At 32.1% G+C, this 18,751-nt stretch carries 15 protein-coding genes and 1 pseudogene; 9 read left to right on the top strand and 7 right to left on the bottom strand.

Annotated elements, in window-relative coordinates:
- Positions 1–72 precede the first annotated feature (72 nt).
- Positions 73–816, bottom strand: coding sequence for a class I SAM-dependent methyltransferase (locus EQM13_RS15400; RefSeq protein WP_128753135.1), 744 nt, complete (start codon positions 814–816; stop codon positions 73–75).
- A 501-nt stretch (positions 817–1,317) separates the two neighbouring features.
- Here EQM13_RS15400 and EQM13_RS15395 point away from each other — a divergent pair.
- The 4 genes from EQM13_RS15395 to EQM13_RS15380 all read left to right on the top strand — a co-directional run bounded on the left by EQM13_RS15395 (position 1,318) and on the right by EQM13_RS15380 (position 4,909).
- Positions 1,318–2,139, top strand: coding sequence for a glycosyltransferase family 8 protein (locus EQM13_RS15395; RefSeq protein ID WP_071140688.1), 822 nt, complete (start codon positions 1,318–1,320; stop codon positions 2,137–2,139).
- A 17-nt stretch (positions 2,140–2,156) separates the two neighbouring features.
- Positions 2,157–2,729 carry a chromate transporter gene (locus tag EQM13_RS15390; protein ID WP_071140689.1) on the top strand — a complete coding sequence of 191 codons (573 nt, stop codon included), beginning with the start codon at positions 2,157–2,159 and terminating at the stop codon, positions 2,727–2,729.
- A complete protein-coding gene (locus EQM13_RS15385) occupies positions 2,726–3,298 on the top strand; it encodes a chromate transporter (RefSeq protein WP_128753134.1) in 573 nt (190 codons plus the stop codon). Before EQM13_RS15390 ends, EQM13_RS15385 begins: the two co-directional genes overlap by 4 nt.
- Before the next feature lie 123 nt (positions 3,299–3,421).
- Positions 3,422–4,909 carry a cobyric acid synthase gene (locus tag EQM13_RS15380; protein WP_128753133.1) on the top strand — a complete coding sequence of 496 codons (1,488 nt, stop codon included), beginning with the start codon at positions 3,422–3,424 and terminating at the stop codon, positions 4,907–4,909.
- Between the two features lie 187 nt (positions 4,910–5,096).
- On the opposite strand, the gene EQM13_RS15375 is transcribed toward EQM13_RS15380, so the two are convergent.
- Entirely contained in the window at positions 5,097–6,491 is a 1,395-nt protein-coding gene (locus tag EQM13_RS15375; protein WP_128753132.1) for a sensor histidine kinase, read from the bottom strand.
- Between the two features lie 4 nt (positions 6,492–6,495).
- Complete coding sequence (locus EQM13_RS15370) at positions 6,496–7,194, bottom strand: response regulator transcription factor (RefSeq protein WP_206173016.1); 699 nt, start codon at positions 7,192–7,194, stop codon at positions 6,496–6,498.
- Between the two features lie 152 nt (positions 7,195–7,346).
- Here EQM13_RS15370 and EQM13_RS15365 point away from each other — a divergent pair, with 152 nt between their 5' ends.
- The 4 genes from EQM13_RS15365 (at position 7,347) to EQM13_RS15350 (ending at position 11,273) form a co-directional block, all read left to right on the top strand.
- Positions 7,347–8,252 (top strand): ABC transporter ATP-binding protein, encoded by a 906-nt coding sequence (locus tag EQM13_RS15365; RefSeq protein WP_128753131.1) that lies wholly within the window; start codon positions 7,347–7,349, stop codon positions 8,250–8,252.
- 16 nt (positions 8,253–8,268) lie between these two features.
- Positions 8,269–9,045, top strand: a complete 777-nt coding sequence (locus EQM13_RS15360; protein WP_161567277.1) for an ABC transporter permease — start codon at positions 8,269–8,271, stop codon at positions 9,043–9,045.
- 11 nt (positions 9,046–9,056) lie between these two features.
- The gene (locus EQM13_RS15355; RefSeq protein ID WP_161567276.1) at positions 9,057–9,794 is read left to right on the top strand and encodes an ABC transporter permease; all 738 of its coding nucleotides are present in this window, start codon (positions 9,057–9,059) and stop codon (positions 9,792–9,794) included.
- Between the two features lie 162 nt (positions 9,795–9,956).
- Positions 9,957–11,273, top strand: coding sequence for a TolB-like translocation protein (locus EQM13_RS15350; protein WP_128753128.1), 1,317 nt, complete (start codon positions 9,957–9,959; stop codon positions 11,271–11,273).
- Between the two features lie 55 nt (positions 11,274–11,328).
- On the opposite strand, the pseudogene EQM13_RS15345 reads toward EQM13_RS15350, so the two are convergent.
- From EQM13_RS15345 to EQM13_RS15335, 3 genes and pseudogenes are all read right to left on the bottom strand, one after another.
- A pseudogene (locus EQM13_RS15345) lies at positions 11,329–13,359 on the bottom strand (thioredoxin domain-containing protein).
- Between the two features lie 104 nt (positions 13,360–13,463).
- Positions 13,464–13,628, bottom strand: coding sequence for a hypothetical protein (locus tag EQM13_RS18310; RefSeq protein ID WP_161567275.1), 165 nt, complete (start codon positions 13,626–13,628; stop codon positions 13,464–13,466).
- A 273-nt stretch (positions 13,629–13,901) separates the two neighbouring features.
- Positions 13,902–14,420 carry a hypothetical protein gene (locus tag EQM13_RS15335; RefSeq protein WP_128753125.1) on the bottom strand — a complete coding sequence of 173 codons (519 nt, stop codon included), beginning with the start codon at positions 14,418–14,420 and terminating at the stop codon, positions 13,902–13,904.
- A gap of 423 nt (positions 14,421–14,843) precedes the next feature.
- On the opposite strand from EQM13_RS15335, the gene EQM13_RS15330 reads away from it, so the two are divergent.
- Positions 14,844–15,962 carry a hypothetical protein gene (locus tag EQM13_RS15330; RefSeq protein WP_128753124.1) on the top strand — a complete coding sequence of 373 codons (1,119 nt, stop codon included), beginning with the start codon at positions 14,844–14,846 and terminating at the stop codon, positions 15,960–15,962.
- 250 nt (positions 15,963–16,212) lie between these two features.
- Here EQM13_RS15330 and EQM13_RS15325 read toward each other — a convergent pair whose 3' ends face one another.
- Complete coding sequence (locus EQM13_RS15325) at positions 16,213–18,750, bottom strand: DEAD/DEAH box helicase (protein ID WP_206172720.1); 2,538 nt, start codon at positions 18,748–18,750, stop codon at positions 16,213–16,215.
- Position 18,751: the final 1 nt, after the last annotated feature.

Below are 18,751 nucleotides of genomic sequence, written 5' to 3'. Positions count from 1 at the left end.
TGGGTCAGTATAAAGTATGAATGGAGAAAAACTTTTGTTCCATAAAATATATTTCTAAGATAAATCGGCATATTATTTTGCCCATTCCATAAACAAAAATAGAGGAATTTGCGCTAATCTTGCTATCCTATATGAAATTTCTGTTTGTTTTTTATCGGGAACAGGTTCATTATAATCTACGAGGATAAATTTGTGTTTCAGAAATATTTTAAAGTAATCTTCTAAAGTTCTATGTCTGAAAACAGCGGAACTACTAAATTCGTTATTTATTTTTGCTTTATAAATTTTTGGATTGAAATAATCTGTTATTTTAAAAAATTGATTTCCACAGTCATCTTTGTTCCATCCGGCAGCTTGTCCGCTGAAACACGGATGGAGAATACTTGCAAATAATCTGCCCTTGGGCTTTAAAATCCTGTATATTTCAGAAACAGTTTCCTTGAGATCTTCACAATCCATTAACATCATAGATGATAGGACTATATCATAAGCATTATCTTTTATATTTTCTAAATTACAGCTATTCCTGACGAGATAATTAATGTTCAAATTTTCCTCTTTGGATTTTGTTTTTGCTATTTCGATTAATTTATATGAACAATCGATGCCGGTAACATCAGCACCTTTCCTTGCAAGTTTTCGTGAGTACTCTCCTTCTCCGCACCCCAAATCTAAGATTTTTTTGTTGCCTATGTCACCTATCAGATTGATTGTATATGGCATTATAAAATAATTTCTGTAATCATTATTTTCAGAAAACTTTGCCCATTCTTCTCCAATATTATTCCAACAAATTGTTGAGCTGTCTTCTTTCAACTTTAATCACTCCCTTTAAAAAACATTATTATGATAATATTATCATAAATAGGTCAATTGTAAAACTAAATTAGATGGGAAGATTAAAAAAATCTATATTTATAATTAGCTATAAATTTTAATATAAAATTATAATATTAATTTGCCTTTAATGCTCTGCTGACCTTCTTTTATATAATTTTTTAAATTCTAATAAAATCTTAATATTTCACTAATACTCCTCTAATTTTATTATATTATCCTGTATATAAAAAATAATTGTACACTAAATACAATATATATAAATTCCGATTGTGAGCTGTACACTAAAGAATAAAAATATGATAAAATTAATAGGAAAGAAAGGTAGCGGTATTTTTAATATTTGTTTCGTTATAATTAATAGATGAAAGAAGAAGCTTTTTTTGAAACCCATTTAAAATCAAGTATAATTAAGACAAATAGGACTTTCCTATGGGTTATGAAAAAAACACATTATGATATAAGGGGTGTGTAGTATTGATGAACTTATTAGTAACGTTGAATGAAGCTTATGTACCGACACTTAAGGTCATGCTGCGTTCGTTATTTGACAATTGTAAGAAACAATTGACTATTTATATTATGTATACGGATATAGGAGAAAATGAAATAAAGGATCTTGCAGCATTTGTTAAATATTTCGGTCATACTCTATATCCACTGCCTGTTAATTCTGATACTTTTTCTAATGCACCTGTTAATTTTTATTATAGCAAGGAAATGTATTATCGCCTCTTTGCTTATACTGTTTTGCCTTCAACAGTAGATAAGGTACTTTATCTTGATCCTGACATTTTAGTACTTAATCCAATTGAAAAATTATACAACATTGATCTTGGGGATTATTTATTTGCGGCTGCGGCTCATGATAAAATGATGATAGGATATATTAATAAAATACGTCTTAAAACAGATGGAGACAGATATTACAATTCAGGTGTGCTGTTAATGAATATAAAACGATTACGTGAGGATATGGATATATCAGAGATATCAGGCTATGTGGAAGAACATGCCAGTGAATTAATATTGCCGGATCAGGATGTGCTTAACGGCTTGTATTGGGATAAAATTATGCCTTTGGATGAATGTTTATATAATTATGATGCCCGCCGATATAGTGCATATTTAATTAGTACAAAGGGAAAAGTCAATATGGAATATATTATTTATAATACCGTCATTATGCATTTTTGTGGTAAACAGAAGCCATGGCATAATGGATATCCATATCGTTTTGGAATATTGTACAAACATTATAAAAAGTTAGCAGAAAGAGATGAGAAGGCTTTGCTGCAATAATAACATTGGAGGTTTCTATGAAAAAAAAAGATGCTGTTATATTATGGAGATTGTTCTATATTTTTTTCAAAGCAGGTACTTTTACATTTGCAGGAGGTCTTGCCATGTTACCTGTCATTGAAAAGGATATTGTAGAAAAATATAAAATTTTAGATAAAGATTCTTTTATGGAATATGCTACTCTTTCCCAGACTTTACCGGGAGTTATTGCATTAAACTGTGCATCTTTTGTAGGATATAGCGCTGCAGGAATTATAGGTATGCTGGTCGCCGGATTGGGAGCTGTATTTTCTTCTTTTGTATTAATGGTTGTTGCTACTATTCTGTTACAGAGGGTTGCTCAGGAAGGTGCTCTAGCGGGAGCCTTTCGTGGGATTCGCGCAGCCTCTTCCGCATTGATACTATCTGCCGCTTTTTCTCTTGGAAGATATAATTTAAAGAGCAGGTTTGCCGTTATTGTTATGATATCAGCCTTTATGATGGTTGCATTTGGACAAGTAAGTGCCTTATTTGTTGTTATTATGGCCGGGGTAGCAGGCTATATATATCAAAATGTGAAAAATAAGATTAGAGGAGACAAAAGAATATGATTACGGAACTTATGGAACTATTTCTCAGTTTTCTAAAAATTGGATTCGCCGGCTTTGGAGGCGGATATGCTATGCTTTCCATGATATTGAGCGAATCACATAAATTTGGTATTACTTTGGAACAATTTGCTGATTTAAATGCTCTTGATATGATAGTACCCGGACCGATTGCAATTAATGCCGCAACATATGTAGGGTATCTGAGCGAAGGTTTTTGGGGTGCTCTTTTTGCTACTGTGGGAGTTTCTTTGCCATCTTTTATTTTAGTTGTTTTAGTTATGCGCTTTTTTTCCAGGTATCGTGAAAGTCATTTGGTAAATGACATCTTGTCCGGAATTAAACCTGCCGCCGTGGGATTAATTGCAGCAGCAGCTCTTACTATTGCTTTGGGAATTATTTTATTACCGGGGCAGCAGATAAGCAATTTATTTTCAGATCCGTTGGGGACTGTTTCCTTTGTTTCTCTTATAATTTTTGTTGTTACAGCTTTTTTGAATATAAAGTTTGATTTAAACCCAATACTTCTTACATTAATTGCCGGAATTGTAGGAACTATATGTTTAAAATAAAAATTCAAGATGATTGTTAATAATAGAGCTGAGATTAAGATGGTGAAAAGGGTTTTGACAGCTAATTAAAGGAATATTGAGTTTCATATTAGAAAATATAATACTATAAAGGGGATAAGTAAAATGTCTAAATTAATGATACAAGGGACGGCTTCATCAGTTGGTAAAAGTGTTTTAGTTGCAGCTCTTTGCAGGATATTCACTCAGGACGGTTTTAAGGTGGTACCCTTTAAATCTCAAAATATGTCTTTAAATTCATATATAACTTTAACGGGAAAGGAGATGGGCCGGGCTCAGGTACTTCAAGCATATGCCTGTGGTCTGGAACCGGAATTTTATATGAATCCCATACTTCTTAAACCTACTTCGGATAAGAAAAGCCAAGTAATTGTAAATGGAAATGTCTATGGAAATTTTACGGCTATGGAGTATCATAATATGAAATCCATGTTTAAAGATATGATTAAAGAACAATTTGAGGACCTGGAAAGGAAATTTGATATAGTCGTTATAGAAGGGGCGGGAAGCCCTGCTGAGATAAATTTGAGAGATAAGGATATAGTGAATATGGGAATGGCTGAAATAGCCAATGCTCCCGTACTTATTGTAGGGGATATAGATAAAGGAGGGGTATTTGCTTCTTTAGCAGGCACTATGCTTTTACTTAACAATGAAGAACGCAAGAGAGTGAAAGGGACAATAATTAATAAATTCAGGGGGGATGTGGAAATATTGAAGCCCGGTCTTACCATGCTTGAAGATATTATCCATATACCATGCCTTGGAGTAGTCCCTTATTTTAGGCTTATGTTAGAAGACGAAGACGGGGCAATAGAATTCAGCAAGAAAGTGACGGCCCCTATAGATATAGCTGTAATAAAGCTTCCTCATATTTCGAACTTTACGGATATTGATCCGTTAAAAAACGAAAAAGATGTATCTATAAGGTTTATAGAATCCAAAGAAGAATTTGGGAATCCGGATATACTTATTATACCGGGAAGCAAAAACACCATAGGGGATCTTATAGCCTTGCGAAAAACAGGCTTGGAAGATTTAATTAAGGAATATTCAAATATCGGGAATATCATAGGGATCTGCGGAGGATATCAGATGCTTGGAAGGTGGATAAAAGATCCCTATGGAGTTGAAACGGATGAAAAGGAAATAGAAGGGATGGACCTTTTAGACATAGGGACTGTGTTTAATGAAGAAAAAACCACAACCAGAATAGAAGCGGAAACCATAGGATTGAAAGGCAATATGAAGGTTTATGGATACGAAATACATATGGGAATATGTGAATATGGGGATAAGGCTAAAAAATTATTTGAAATTGTGGACAAGAATGGAGAAAAAGCGAATTATCCTGATGGCACCGTAAATGAAAAGGGCAATATAATGGGAACATATATTCACGGGATATTTGATGGTACGGAATTTAGAGAATATATACTTAACAATATAAGAAGCAAAAAAGGGCTTCCTCTTAGAAGATCCGATATTTATGAAAGCCTCAGAGATAAGGAATTGAATAAATTGGCGGATATAGTAAGGAACAGCCTTGATATGAAAAGGATATATAAAATAATCGGACGGGAGTTCGTTTAGAAAAAAGGTATAGAAGATCATGTTATGCTAAATCACCTGAGCAGTGTGAAAAATTTTTTCTGTATAAGTTTTTGTAACTCATTTGTAACGATTTTTATATGGATAATTGTTATACTAAGTATAGTAAGCTTAAATTAGATTAATAAGCCCGCCGTTGGCCTAGTTCTACCCCAAGCGATTTACAGAACTAGGTCTTATTTTTGTTATGCAAAGGCAAAGTTATCCTCGTTTTGAACCCGTGGCTTTCAACACTTCTAAAGTTAACGGAACCCTCATGTAATTCAATAATTTGTTTTACAATCAACAAACCTAATCCATGAGATCTTTCAGTTTTAGTATTTCTTTTGATAAGTTCTGTTACCGAATAGTTTAAAAGCTTCAATTTTTCTTCAGAAACGCCAACTCCATTATCAGAAATATCAACATTAACTTCGGCGGTATTCATAGTAATTTCTATTTGAATTTGGCACCCTTGTGGATTGTGTTTTATGGAATTTAAAATGAGATTTCTGAAAGCTCGCTCCAATAGTTTTTCGTCCCCGTTTACCATAGTGGAGGAAGGAATACTATCGGAAATAAAATTGAAATCGTACAGGGAACTGTAGATTTCATGGTTCATATAATCTACAATAACCTCCCGCAGGATTTTTACAATAGAAATATCCTTTTTTTTCATAGGCACTAAATTATATTCTAATCGTGAGGTTAAATTTAAATCATTAACTAAATTTTGAATTTGAACACTATTACTTTGAATTAGTTCCAGCTCTTTTTTCTCTATATCGTCAAGATGCTTACTTTGGGAAAGACGATCAATATATCCTATAATCAGAGACAGGGGCGTTCTTATGTCATGACTGATTCCGGCAATCCAATTTGTTCTCATGGAATCTTTTTCTAATAGCTGTTTTGATGTTTTATTAACAGCTATTTTGATATCCAACAAATCCCCATTTTCTTTCAATTGAATTTTTTCTCCGTTTGAAATCCGGCATATAGCATTAGTAATGGGATTTATAGATTGCAATAGTTTTCTTTTTGATATCATATAGAGGATGAAAACAACCAATAAATTAAACAGTAAATAATACATTATATTTCGGGGCAAATTTTGTACTATCCGCACGTGAAAAGCATTAGTAGGAATCTTTCCATAGCTGTCCTTAGGATAACCCAGTACTAAAAGTCCTTTATTATTTATATAAGTGAAAACGGGATAGTCTTTTAGATAATATCGGGTAAACAAAGCAACGTCTTTTATGGAATATTTTATTGGAATTTCTTTCGGTAAATCCTTACTCCATATTACTTTTCCGGTTTTATCGTCAATGACCATAGCCCAAATTTTATTTTTTTCAAGCAGTGCAAGATCGTTCTTATCTATAACTACAACTGAATTATTTTGATTGATTTGATCTATTAATTTATTGCTAAGTTCATCCGGAGGAATGATAGAAGCAGTGATACTGATAGCTTTATAGTTCAAATAAGTGAATAATATTAAATTGATAATAAATAAAATAAACAAGGAAAGAGAAAAAGCAAGTAAGTTTCTGCGGATAAATCGTACTGTAGATTGCATGTTTTTATCTCCTTTCCACAATTAGCTTATATCCTAAGCCCTTAATGGTGATTAGGGATTCGGGACAGGAAGGGTTTTTTTCTATTTTTTCACGAATTCTTCTGATATGTGCCATTAATGAGTTTTCATATCCAAAATAAGCATCCCCCCAGACAGCTTGACACAAGCCGTCTATTGTAACAATACGGTTTGAATTTTGATATAAGGTTTGAAGGATGGAAAATTCCTTTTTAGTAAGAACAAAAACCTCTTTACCCTTTATGATCTCTCCGGTTTCAAATCGAATTTCCGAATATTTTAAAACTATAGTTTCCGATTTTTCTTTATAAGTTCTTCGGAGAACAGCTTGAAGACGGAGGACCAAATCTTTGGGAAGAAAAGGTTTTGTAATGTAATCATCCGCACCTAATGAAAAACCCTGATATTGATCGTTCATGGCATCTTTTGCTGATAAAAAGAGAACAGGGACATCCGATAATTTTCTGATTTTACTTAGAAATTGAAAACCGTCTCCATCAGGCAGCATGATATCTAAAATAATTATGTCCGGTTTGAACTCATAAAAACTATTTAAAGCTTCACCCATGTTTTTTGCTTTTGCTATATTGGTATAACCTTCTTCTTGCAAAATAGTCTGAAGCAGATCTAACAATGCTTTTTCGTCGTCAACAAGAAGGATATGTTTGGTTTTAAGATAATCCATATTACTCAATAATACCACCTTCCAATGGAATTATATCATAATATTATTTTGTAAAAAAAATTATTCGCAAATTTAAGGTAAATTTAAGGATGCTGCAAGGGCAGTGTAAGGATTTTCTGATATGCTGTAGTCTCAGAAAAGGAGGAATAAAAATGACCATGATGATTGAAATTAAAAATCTTATAAAAAAATATGGCAGAGAAACAGTTGTCAATATTGATTCCTTACGGATAAAAGAGGGAGAAATATATGGATTTCTCGGACCAAACGGTGCCGGAAAATCTACAACCATGAAGATGATTTTATCTCTTGTCACACCTACTGACGGTAAAATTCAAATTATGGGAAGAGAAATGAATGATAATACGAGAGTAGCGCTTCTACAACAGATAGGTTCATTGATTGAAGGCCCTTCATATTATTCTCATTTGACGGGAATGGAGAATATGGAAATTATACAGGTTTTAAAGGATGTACCAAAAAAAAATATAGAGAAGGCTATTCAAATTGTAGGTCTAAAGAACCACATGAATAAAAAGGTAAAAAACTATTCTCTTGGCATGAAGCAAAGGCTGGGAGTAGCTATGGCCATTTCTAATTTTCCAAAGCTTATTATATTAGATGAGCCGACCAACGGACTTGATCCTGCGGGAATGGAAGAAATGAGGAAGTTAATAAAGACTCTTCCCAAGGATTACGGAATGACAGTTATGATGTCCAGCCATATCTTAGATGAAGTAGAAAAAGTAGTAAGCAGTATCGGTATCATAAACAAAGGTCATATGATTTTTGAAGGAAGTTTGGCAGAACTGAAAAGAGATAACCATCCAAGTATTTATTTTAAAACATCCAATCCGCAGAAGACTTTTGTACTGTTTAAGGAAAAAAATTCTGAACTTAGGGAAGAAGGAGTATTAATATCAGATTTATCCGATAGTGAAACTGCCTATTGTGCAAAAAAAATTATTGATAGCGGAATAGAACTGTATCGGATGGAAGAGAGGACAAAATCATTGGAAGAGTTGTTTATTCAATTGACAGGAAAGAAAAGTTTATAAGAAAGAGGTGAATTCTGTGATAAATAAAATAAAAAAATTTTCAGTGGAAAATAAAAAATACCGCCATCTATATCTATCGCTTATATTTCTTTTATTTTTATTTATGGATATGGGGATAGTTATTATGACAGCTTTGGATTCGAATTTTCAGAGTACAATAAATAAACCGGAAAGCTATTCGTGGTTACAATTGATAAATAGTTATTTAATAGCAAAAACAATTTTTATGCCGACTTTACTTGCAGTCATTACAAGCAGAGTAGCTGATATAGAAAATAGGGGAGATATGTGGAAGGTGTTAAAGACTTCCGGATGGACTATGGAGGAAATATTTGATATTAAATTTTTATCCATCTTCCTAAAATATATTATATTTCAAATTTTGGAAGGAATTTTGCTTGTGCTGGTAGGAAGAAAAGTCGGAATAACTATGCCAATACCAGTAGAGAGATTAACTGTGACTTTAATTTCCATTATAGCCATAAGTTTTGCCATTATGACTATCCATTATTTTTTGGCTATGCGTTATGAAAATCAGCTTATTGGATTAGCTCTTAGTGTATGCGGCTCCTTATCTGGAATTATAGGAATACTTTTACCCTTCGGCATTAGTCGGTTTATACTTTATTCTTATTATGCTCATCTTATATCGACAGAATTTGTTAAGACTGGGAAAGACCAATGGGGGCTGAAATTAGTTCCTATGAGGTTATATCCTCTTTTGGTTTCTGCTTTACTCGGCATCTTTGTGTTTGTATGGAGTCGCCGAAAGCTGAAAAAATTAGATTTTTAGGAGGGCATATGATGAATTTAATCAGAATAGAATTTATGAAATTAAAAAAGTCAAATATATGGACTTCGGCAGTTATTATACCAATGATTTCTGTTTTTTTAGGAAGCGGAAATTACTATTTGAATAGAGAGATATTAAAAAGCGAGTGGTATTCTTTATGGACTCAAGTAAGTTTATTTTACGGTTTCTTTTTTTATACCATTACCATTGCAATTATATGTTCTTATAGTTGGAGAATGGAACATAAGGATAATAATTGGAACAGGATTTTAGCTTTACCCTATTCATATTTACAACTTATTATCTCAAAAATTGTCTCCATATCTATAGTTTCATTATGTATTCAAGCGATATTCTTGATATTTTATTATGTAACGGGAAAATTTGTATTCGGATTTAAAACCGAATTTCCCCCTGAAGTATTTATTTGGGTGGGAATAAGCTGGATCATATCTATTTCTGTTTGCAGCATGCAATCTTTTATATCTATGAATATAAAATCTTTTTCTGTTCCTGTAGGCATTGCCCTGTTTTTATGTTTTATCGGAATCGGATTTTATGTTTTTAAGGGCTTGGGAGAAAATCTGGTATATTTTTTACCAAATTCATTATTGATAAAGGGAATGTCGTCAAATGAAACAGAAATGCTTAAAGTATCGGAATATATAAAGATGTTGATTTCAACTTTATTATTTACTGTATTTTTCATATATTTGTCAATAATAAGTATAAAAAAAATAAGAAATTGAGCAGGGTATTTTAGACGAATAATAATTTAGCGTGGATTTTGTAACTTATTTGTAACCATAATGTAAATATCTTTTAAATACCTTTTTAACCGGATTATATAAAATAATATATGAGTGGTAAATTAATATTAACGGAATTTTTAATGATCTGGGGGGATTTATTTGAAAAAGTTTAATTTATTGGTTTTAATTGTTTTGTCATCTGTTTTAATTAATCAATCGTCGGTTCAGCCTGTTCAGAGCAGTCCATCACCATCAGCAGAAATTAAACCGGAAACAAGTGCTGCTGTTGTAAAAAATGACGGATTGTATTTGATTGATTTGAATAAGGCGATTGATTCCAAACTTTGTGATGGTCAGATAGTTGGCCCGAAATTTTCTCCGAATGGGGAACATGTTGTATTTGTACGGGGTAATTCCATATGTATCACTGATCTAAAAGGAAATCTAAATTTGGTATCAAGTAAATTTGAGAATATGAACGGTGAATATTACAGTTGGATTGATAATTCACGAATAGTTTATTCAAGTGAAAAGGGAGGATTATATACTTATGATGTTCAAAAGGGGATTACAAACGCGATAAAGAAGGGAGCAGAGTATTATTCCAATATGATTTATATATCCGATAATAACCTTTTGGCAGAAAAATATAAAGAATATACAAAACCTAACGATCCGGGAAGATATGTTAAGTGCTTCGGTATAGTGTCCATAGATTTAAAAACCGGAAATGAAGAAATTGTTATTCCTGATATCCCTGCAGACTGGGATGAGGACGGAGGAACAGGTGCAGGAATGATGCCTATAATTGCCGGAAAATCATATGACAGCTCTTATGTTTATATATTTAAACATTTTCATTCAGGTTCCATGTCGGCAGACGGGGTACCCTTCGGAGTATATGATGTTAAGAATAAGAAATTCATAAGCTTTGATAATGTTTCTACTACATGCAATAATGATAATATTTCACCGTCGCCGATTATCAATACTCAATTGGCGTTTACCCAAACTTCGGGAAGAATGATATGGAATGGAAACAGCGTTGGAATCTTGGATGTCAAAGATCATTCATTTAAAAGGCTTTCCGACAAAAATGTGAATGCCATGACACCAACCTTTTCACCTGACGGAAAATATATAGTATATTCTGCTTCTCCGGCTGTTACCGATGTTCTCGATGGAAAAGATTTTTTCCAAAAAGGAAGACAAAAAATATATGCTCAGAATATCGCTACAAAGGAAGTTACGGAATTGACTACGGCAAAAGACGGATTTGATTTCGGACCGAGATATATAAATAATGGGAAAACTCTTATATTTTTAAGATGGGATATGAAAGAATCAAATGATGAAAATTTTATCGTCTCTCTTTGGAAACTTGAAAATGGTAAAGAAACGTTGATCAGCAAAGATATAATGTCAGTGGCATACTACGGCCATATGAGTACGGAAGATTATATGGAGATAAAATAAATGATTTAAAAGCACTCCTGTTTTACGAAGGAGTGTTTTTAATTTACATATAGTTTTACTCATCTAAAAGTCTGCAAAAAGTTTTTATATCGGTGGTAGGCTCATAGCAGCTGAAATTTTTACAGACATAAGCGGTGGTTTTATAAGATACAAAGGCATCTGTCTGCTTGCTGTCCTTTAATATAAAAACAGTAAAAGGAAGAAACCTTCTGTTTATTTCATTTATCATATTTATTGTATTTTGATTTTCCGGTTCCCCTGCAATTACTATCTCGCTTCCTTTTAATTTCATGAACATATACCCGGACAGGAAGTTTATATGTGATTCGGGAGAGCTGTTTATATTTCCGCCGAAAAGATCCAAAAGTCTCGATGCTTTTGAATACAAATCGGAATTTTCGGTGAGCTTACTAAGTCTTATTAAATCAGATAAAGCTACGGAATTTCCCGACGGCATGGCTCCGTCATAGATTTCCTTAGGCCTGATTATAAGATTTTCGCTATCTTTCCCGTACAGATAAAATCCGCCTTCCTTTTCATCCCAAAACAATTCAGTCATTTGATTATTCAAATTTACCGCATTTTCAAGATATTTTATATTTAGTGTGGCTTCGTAAAGTTCTATAAGCCCCCATATGAAAAAGGCATAATCATCAATAAAACCCAAGTGATCAATGCTGCCTTCCCTATATCTCTCCATTAACCGTCCTTTATCTGAAAACATATTGTTTAATAGGAAACCGGCACACTTTTCCGCAGCAGCGATATATTTTTTTTCTCCGAAAGCTCTTCCTCCGAAGGCCATAGCTCCTATCATAAGGCCATTCCAGCTTGTGAGTATTTTATCATCCTTATGAGGATGGACTCTTTTTTCTCTGTAGCTGAACAGTTTTTTTCTTATTCCTTCAAAATTTTTATCCAGTTCTTCAAAGGATTTTATATCCTTGTCGATAAGATTGGGAATATTTTTACCGTTAAAATTTCCATTTTCGCTTATATTATAAAAATCAGAGAAAAATTTTGATTCCTCCTGAGTTAATAAATTTTCAACTTCTTTTTTATCCCAAACATAAAATTTTCCTTCTTCGCCTTCACTATCCGCATCTTCAGCACAGTAGAAGCCTCCTTCGGGAGAAGTCATATCTCTTAGAATATAGGCAAATATTTTTTCGGATATATCTTTAAAAAATTCTTTGCCGGTAGCAAGAAAGACTTCGGCACATACATGAGATATAAGGGCATTATCATAGAGCATTTTTTCAAAATGGGGAACAAGCCACTTTTCGTCTGTAGAATATCTTGAAAATCCGAATCCTATATGATCAAATATTCCTCCTCTGTACATGCCTTCTATTGTTTTTTGTACCATATGCAGAGCATTTTCGTCATTGAAATATTTATAGTATCTAAGCAAAAAACTTAAATTATGAGGTGTGGGAAATTTAGGCCGAGTTCCAAATCCTCCGTATGTTTTATCAAAATTTAAGTTAAAAAACCGGTAAGCTTTATCTAATATGTTAGGCTGCAATTTTTCGTTTTTATATCTGATTAAATTATTGTTAATACTTTTTGCAATCTCTTTTCCAGTTTCAATAAATTCTTTCTTTCTTGACTTCCAGATTTTTTCTGCCGATACCAATAGGTCAATAAGGCCTAAAACGCTATAATTACTTATTTTGGGAAGATAAGTCCCCGCATATACAGGTTCTTTATCATAAGTCATTATTATTGTAAGAGGCCATCCTCCTTGCCCGGTTAAACTTTGACAGATGGACATATAGATATTGTCGATGTCAGGCCTTTCTTCCCGGTCAACTTTTATGCTGACAAAATATTTATTGAGTATTTCAGCAACTTTTCCGTCTTCAAAGGATTCTTTTTCCATAACGTGGCACCAGTGGCAAGTCGGTTATTAACAGCAAAACTACGAATACCCAATAGATAAGAAAATTGGCTTATCTTCTCTTTTTGCTGTTTCAAATGCTTCTTGACCCCAAGGGAACCAATTAACAGGATTATATGCGTGTTGGAGTAAATATGGAGATTTTTCAGCAATTAATCTATTGGGTATTTTATTGTTTGCCATAAAACCACCTCCTTTATAATTGTATTTTAATATAATATATCCAAATTTCGCAAATTTAAAAGGCTACCAGAAATTTTGGTAGCCTTTTGTGTGTTAGTAGTTTTTTATGCTGTTTTTCCCATCTGTTTTGTTTCGGCACTGCCATTCTTCGTAGTAGTGTTATTATTATCACTACAAGTGTCCAGAAAATTATAAACCGACTGGCTCAAGTTGGTCAGTGCGAACTGCGATGGTTTGTTAAGTTCTTTAACTATAAATTTAATCGCCATCCAGTAAGCACCTCCAATTTTCCTGCGTTATTTGTAGCATAACATAAAATATTTGGAGAGTTCGGAATTAGGGGCTATAAGCAAAATTGTAATAGAAATGTAATATTTAAATGTGGGTAAGAAAACTTTAAACTTCTGCAAACTATTTAAAACTTTTTTGATTTTTTATAAAAATTTTAAAAAAGTTATTACTTCGCTTACCCATTTTAAAAATGAATTAAAAAATACTACTAAATACGCATTTGTATTAGTAGCATTTTAGTGAAAAGTAATTTATAAAATAAGAGGCTTTCCATCTCCCATTAGTATTTTATCAAGTTTTTTATTTATTGATTTATATTTTTGCATATTTTCCTGTTCAGTATCGTCACTTACACCAAGAGTTTCGAAGTTTATTTCTGAATCAATAAAACTCACATCTTTATAATGTAACATAACGTATTTCGTTTCCATCTTATTTTTAAATATAAGTTCTAATTTCTTTAATTTGTCTATATTATTTATTGTTTCATTGTAAAATCTCCATTCACTATATTGGAAATATCTTAATTCTTCCCGTTCAAAATTATTTTCCTTAAATATTTCCTTCGATAGTTCTTTATAAAATTCTATACGGGTATTAAATAAATCTAACAAACATTCAATTTCATTTTTATTAAATTCTATCTTTTCTTTTTCATTTTCTTTATATTCCAAATAACTTGAATACTTTTGTTTCTTTTGTTTTATTTGTTTTGTCTCTTCTTTTGTATTATTTCTGTATCTATCTAAACTTATTATATTATTTTCCAATTATAAACACCTCTTTTTTATTTCCTTCCCAATATTAGTATAACACAGGATTTTTTAGAGAGTTTTAAATAGATATTTTAAAAGATTTTTAATTAGAGAAACAGTTTCTAAAAGAATTAAATTAGAAAAAATGGTTTCGCCTGCAAATAAAGCGTTTTTGAACCGTTTCTCTATACTATAGATATAAATCTAGTGCATTTCTAATTATTCTATCTTTTTCGTTTTCTATTTAGGGAACCGTTTCTAAAATCAGTTTTGCTCGCTATTTGACACTTACTGACACGTAAGTTTAAGACTTTGGGGTTGTTGTAGAACTGATTTAAAAGTCCTCAAATAAAAAGTTTTTTGCCCCAAAATTTGAATTCTCAAAAACGCTGTGTAAAATTACCTCCAAAATCCCTTATAACTTCTTAGGGGAAGGGGGTGAATTACATGGTATCTGTCGATACAATCCGAGCATACACTTACGCAAATATTAATATAAATGGCCTTGTGCAAAGAGGTTGGAAAAAATGGGTGAACAAAAAAGATAATTCCATTTCATTTTTTAAGAAAGACGGGCATTTATTGTTTTGGTATTTTCCAGCAGGGATACTCCTGATTAAATTTTCGATTCCTAAATTTTTTTATGGAACAAATGCCAAACCATTTAACCTTACTGATGCAAGTTTAGTCATAAAGTTAGTCAACTACAAAATCAAAAAACTCCTCCCCGATATTGATGTTGACTGCTTTGAAAACTGGATATGCACCGAAATACATCCATTTGTACATTATTACGCAGATAATGAAGAGGATAAAACCATTTATTTGGAGTGCTTGAAAAAGACACGATACCCAAGATTAAAAAGGCATAATTATCCTACAGGGATACAAGCAAGAAACGGAAGTTATGCTTTAAATATCTATAGTAAAGTTGATGAAATAAAATTTAGGGTTACCAATAGACCGCATTCTGTGTCAAATGAGGATTATACCATAATGAATAACATTAAATATGTTTTGCGATTTGAATACCAGGTTAAGAAGGCTTACCTGAGGTATCATTTTAGGTATAATAGAACAGTAAAAGATGTTTTAACAAAACAATTTTGCGAAAACTTGCTCCTAGATGCTGTTAAAAATGCTAATCTTAATAGTCCTTTTCTATATAAGAGCGAACTAATAGAAAGAATTAAAAGTGAGTTCGGAAAAATAAAAGCCCGAAACCTAATAGAATTTGTTACCGATTTTAATGAGAGACCTAAAGACTTTATAAATATAAAATATCCCCAAAAAACCCAAAACAATTATCTGGGAATATTAAAGAAAAATAATATTAATCCTGTATACCTTTTAGATAAGGTTAGCAGGAAAATAGATTTTACCGATTTTAATGAACCAGACAAATTAAATTTCAAAATCTCTCTTTTGAAAATACTAATACTAATCACTTTTCTAAAAAAGCATCTTAACCAGCAAAAAAATATTCATATAGAATCTATAATTGCATCCTCACTATTTATTCCTCCGGCATTTTATTTAGAGGATGGTGGAGGGTAGGGTATGAGACTTATATATCATACGTAAAATTAACCCCATTCAAAATAACCAATAACCACTAGCATAGTCAATAACCAAATAATAACCTTTAACACGTGTTAAATTCAAATCTATAACAAGTAAGGTCATTATGTATTTTTAAATACAAAATGGCCTATTTGTGCTTGTTTTCCTTTTTGCAGGAATGCTGCTGTAATTATATATAAGCATAATGCAACAGACTTTCAGCGGTAGCTGAAAGTCTGTTTGCTTACCATACGTCAAATATTTCATTGAGTTTTCTCTGCCATTCCTTATCAAAAATAATCTGAAACTCAACTGTCTTATCTCTAAATTCTTCCCCGAGTTCTTCCCAACTAATCTTTTTGCCTAACTCATTACATAAATCAAAAACCGACTTTTTATAAGCAGTATCTTCGTTTTTTAAATGTAATCCTTTTGTCTCAACTACAAGAACCTTTGAATAATCATCATTTTCCTCATTTGGTTTGGATAATATAAAATCCGGATATATTTTTGACTTTTTCCAGCCTTGAATATAATAATCCTGTTTTGATAGATTTCTATACCACCAAAGCAATTTTTGTTGTTTATCAATATATACCGCAACAGATTGTTCTAACTTGTTTAATTCTTCCTCTGGAACGTACTCGAATAAACTTTTTTCAATTGGGTCTCCAGTATCCCTTGTAAGTTTTTTAACATTATTTCTTACTGCATTTTTCGTAGGCAATGCAAAATTTGAATCGCATTGTAAGAAAAACAGTATCTCTTTATTTTTTATCAATTCAACAAATAACTTTTGAGCAAGAATGTCACGCTGCTCTTCTAGAGTTTTATTTAACTCTTGAATTATAAAAACCATATTAGCACTTATTAAATCATCAGAATACTTTCCTCTTAATATTTTTAATGCCTTCTCTGTAATCTCATATGCAACCCAAGGGTTAGGAACTACATTCATAATATGTCTCGTTATAAAGAGATAATCAACAATGAGTCCATCCGCTCTCATGGCACTAATCTTTTTTTCTATTAAATCTTCAGTACTATCGCTTAAAGCAATGCTAATTACAATATCATTTTTATTTTCAGGTGATAATACAAGGGATTCTATATCCTTTAAGGAAATTTCATTCCAATTAATTCGGCTAAGGATATCCATCTCATAACTTAATTCCCTGTAGGATTCATTTTCTCTAATAATAAATCTTGGTAAATATATTCTACCCTCAAATTTTTTAAATTCTTCTCTGTATCTAATAATTGTTGTATCCACTCTGGCTGAGGTATCTAGGTCCCCTGATTCCGAAATCACTCTTCCTGCTATATCTCCTAGGCCTTCTCCCTCTAATCCCTTTTTAATATTATTTAATATCTCATTAGTATTAGGTCTATAGCAATATACATAACTTTCATCTAAGTCAATGATTTTCGTTTTCTTTGCATAAGGTTGTCGCAAAATCCTTCCAACAAGTTGCGTAATATTCATCTCGGAACTTGTATCAGTCAATACTGTTAAAACATAAGCAAAGGAACAGTCCCAACCTTCTTGTAGTGCTTGTTTGGTTATAATATAACGTATTGAACAATCCTTACTTAACAGGTCTATACCTTCAATGTCATCTTTCTCACTAGATTTAATTGCTATTTCATTAGAAGATATTCCACATTCATTCATTAAATAATCTTTTACATGTTCTGAATGAATATATCCACTATTAATTTGGTTTTTGCCCGTTCTTTCTACCTGAATTAAGCAAATTGGACGTATATACTGCCCAGTTTGTGATTCATATTGTTTTGCTAGTTTTTCAAGTGAATTCCTTTTTTCAACACTTGATAGAACAACATCCTTCCAATTTGTTGTTGCCTTATTTACTACATGAATGTCTAGTTTTATCATTTCCTCACGATTTAAATCCTGTCCTGTTATATGACTAATAGGATTGCTACCGCTAGGTGGTGTAGCAGAAAGTTCAACTACGATACTTGGGTTGAAATTTCTTATAGTTTTCTGTGCATTTTCACTATAAGCCTTTTGCCCTTCATCAATAATAATAACAGGCTTTAGAATTCTCAAAGTATTTCCTAGTGATGTTTTTATCTGTTTCCAAAAAGAATCTTCTTCACCAAAGTAATCGAGGTTTGGGAACTTATCTATTAAGTCTTCATGGGCTTTAAAATCATCGTCAGGCGGAAAAAATGAATCAAACCCTCCTGCATCTTGAAAGATTTTTAAAGTTTCTTTGTTTTGTCTATTAGCAGAAGGTAGCATTAACATCATAATAACTAAATTTTCATTAATATCTTGAGTTGTAAATCTATCTCCTTTTTCCAAGATTAAAGTTCTCCCACCACTAGATAAATCCAAAACTTGCCTATATGGGTGCTCTCTATTTTTTAAACTATTAATTGTTTGTCTGTATATCTGATTAGTCGGAACAATCCATAAAACTATACCTGTTTTCTTTTTACGATATATTGTATTAATCAAATCTACAGTTCTTGTGGCAAGAAAGGTCTTCCCACCACCTGTAGGAACTTTTATACAAAAGTTTGGCAAAGGTTCATTTAGTCCATTTTGTTTAGAATTGTATACTACAGATTCTCCAACAGCATTTTTAAATTCACATTGCTCCCATGCTTTTTTAGGAAAATCATAATCAAAAGCCATTTCTTTATCAATCTCTATGTATTTATCATATTTATCTTTGTATTCTACAAGAGATTGAAGATACAGTTTAATATCTTTCAAACACCTTTTTTGATAGTCTTTTAATTTCATA

Source organism: Acidilutibacter cellobiosedens (assembly GCF_004103715.1).
Lineage (GTDB): Bacteria > Bacillota > Clostridia > Tissierellales > Acidilutibacteraceae > Acidilutibacter > Acidilutibacter cellobiosedens.
This window is presented reverse-complemented; position numbering and strand designations above follow the sequence as displayed.

Excerpts from the sequence above, each read along its gene's own strand:
- EQM13_RS15395 (WP_071140688.1), top strand. The coding sequence starts at position 1,318 with ATGAACTTATTAGTAACGTTGAATGAAGCTTATGTACCGACACTTAAG.
- EQM13_RS15390 (WP_071140689.1), top strand. The coding sequence starts at position 2,157 with ATGAAAAAAAAAGATGCTGTTATATTATGGAGATTGTTCTATATTTTT.
- EQM13_RS15385 (WP_128753134.1), top strand. The coding sequence starts at position 2,726 with ATGATTACGGAACTTATGGAACTATTTCTCAGTTTTCTAAAAATTGGA.
- EQM13_RS15380 (WP_128753133.1), top strand. The coding sequence starts at position 3,422 with ATGTCTAAATTAATGATACAAGGGACGGCTTCATCAGTTGGTAAAAGT.
- EQM13_RS15375 (WP_128753132.1), bottom strand. The coding sequence starts at position 6,491 with ATGCAATCTACAGTACGATTTATCCGCAGAAACTTACTTGCTTTTTCT.
- EQM13_RS15370 (WP_206173016.1), bottom strand. The coding sequence starts at position 7,194 with ATGGATTATCTTAAAACCAAACATATCCTTCTTGTTGACGACGAAAAA.
- EQM13_RS15365 (WP_128753131.1), top strand. The coding sequence starts at position 7,347 with ATGACCATGATGATTGAAATTAAAAATCTTATAAAAAAATATGGCAGA.
- EQM13_RS15355 (WP_161567276.1), top strand. The coding sequence starts at position 9,057 with ATGAATTTAATCAGAATAGAATTTATGAAATTAAAAAAGTCAAATATA.
- EQM13_RS18310 (WP_161567275.1), bottom strand. The coding sequence starts at position 13,628 with ATGGCGATTAAATTTATAGTTAAAGAACTTAACAAACCATCGCAGTTC.
- EQM13_RS15325 (WP_206172720.1), bottom strand. The coding sequence starts at position 18,750 with ATGAAATTAAAAGACTATCAAAAAAGGTGTTTGAAAGATATTAAACTG.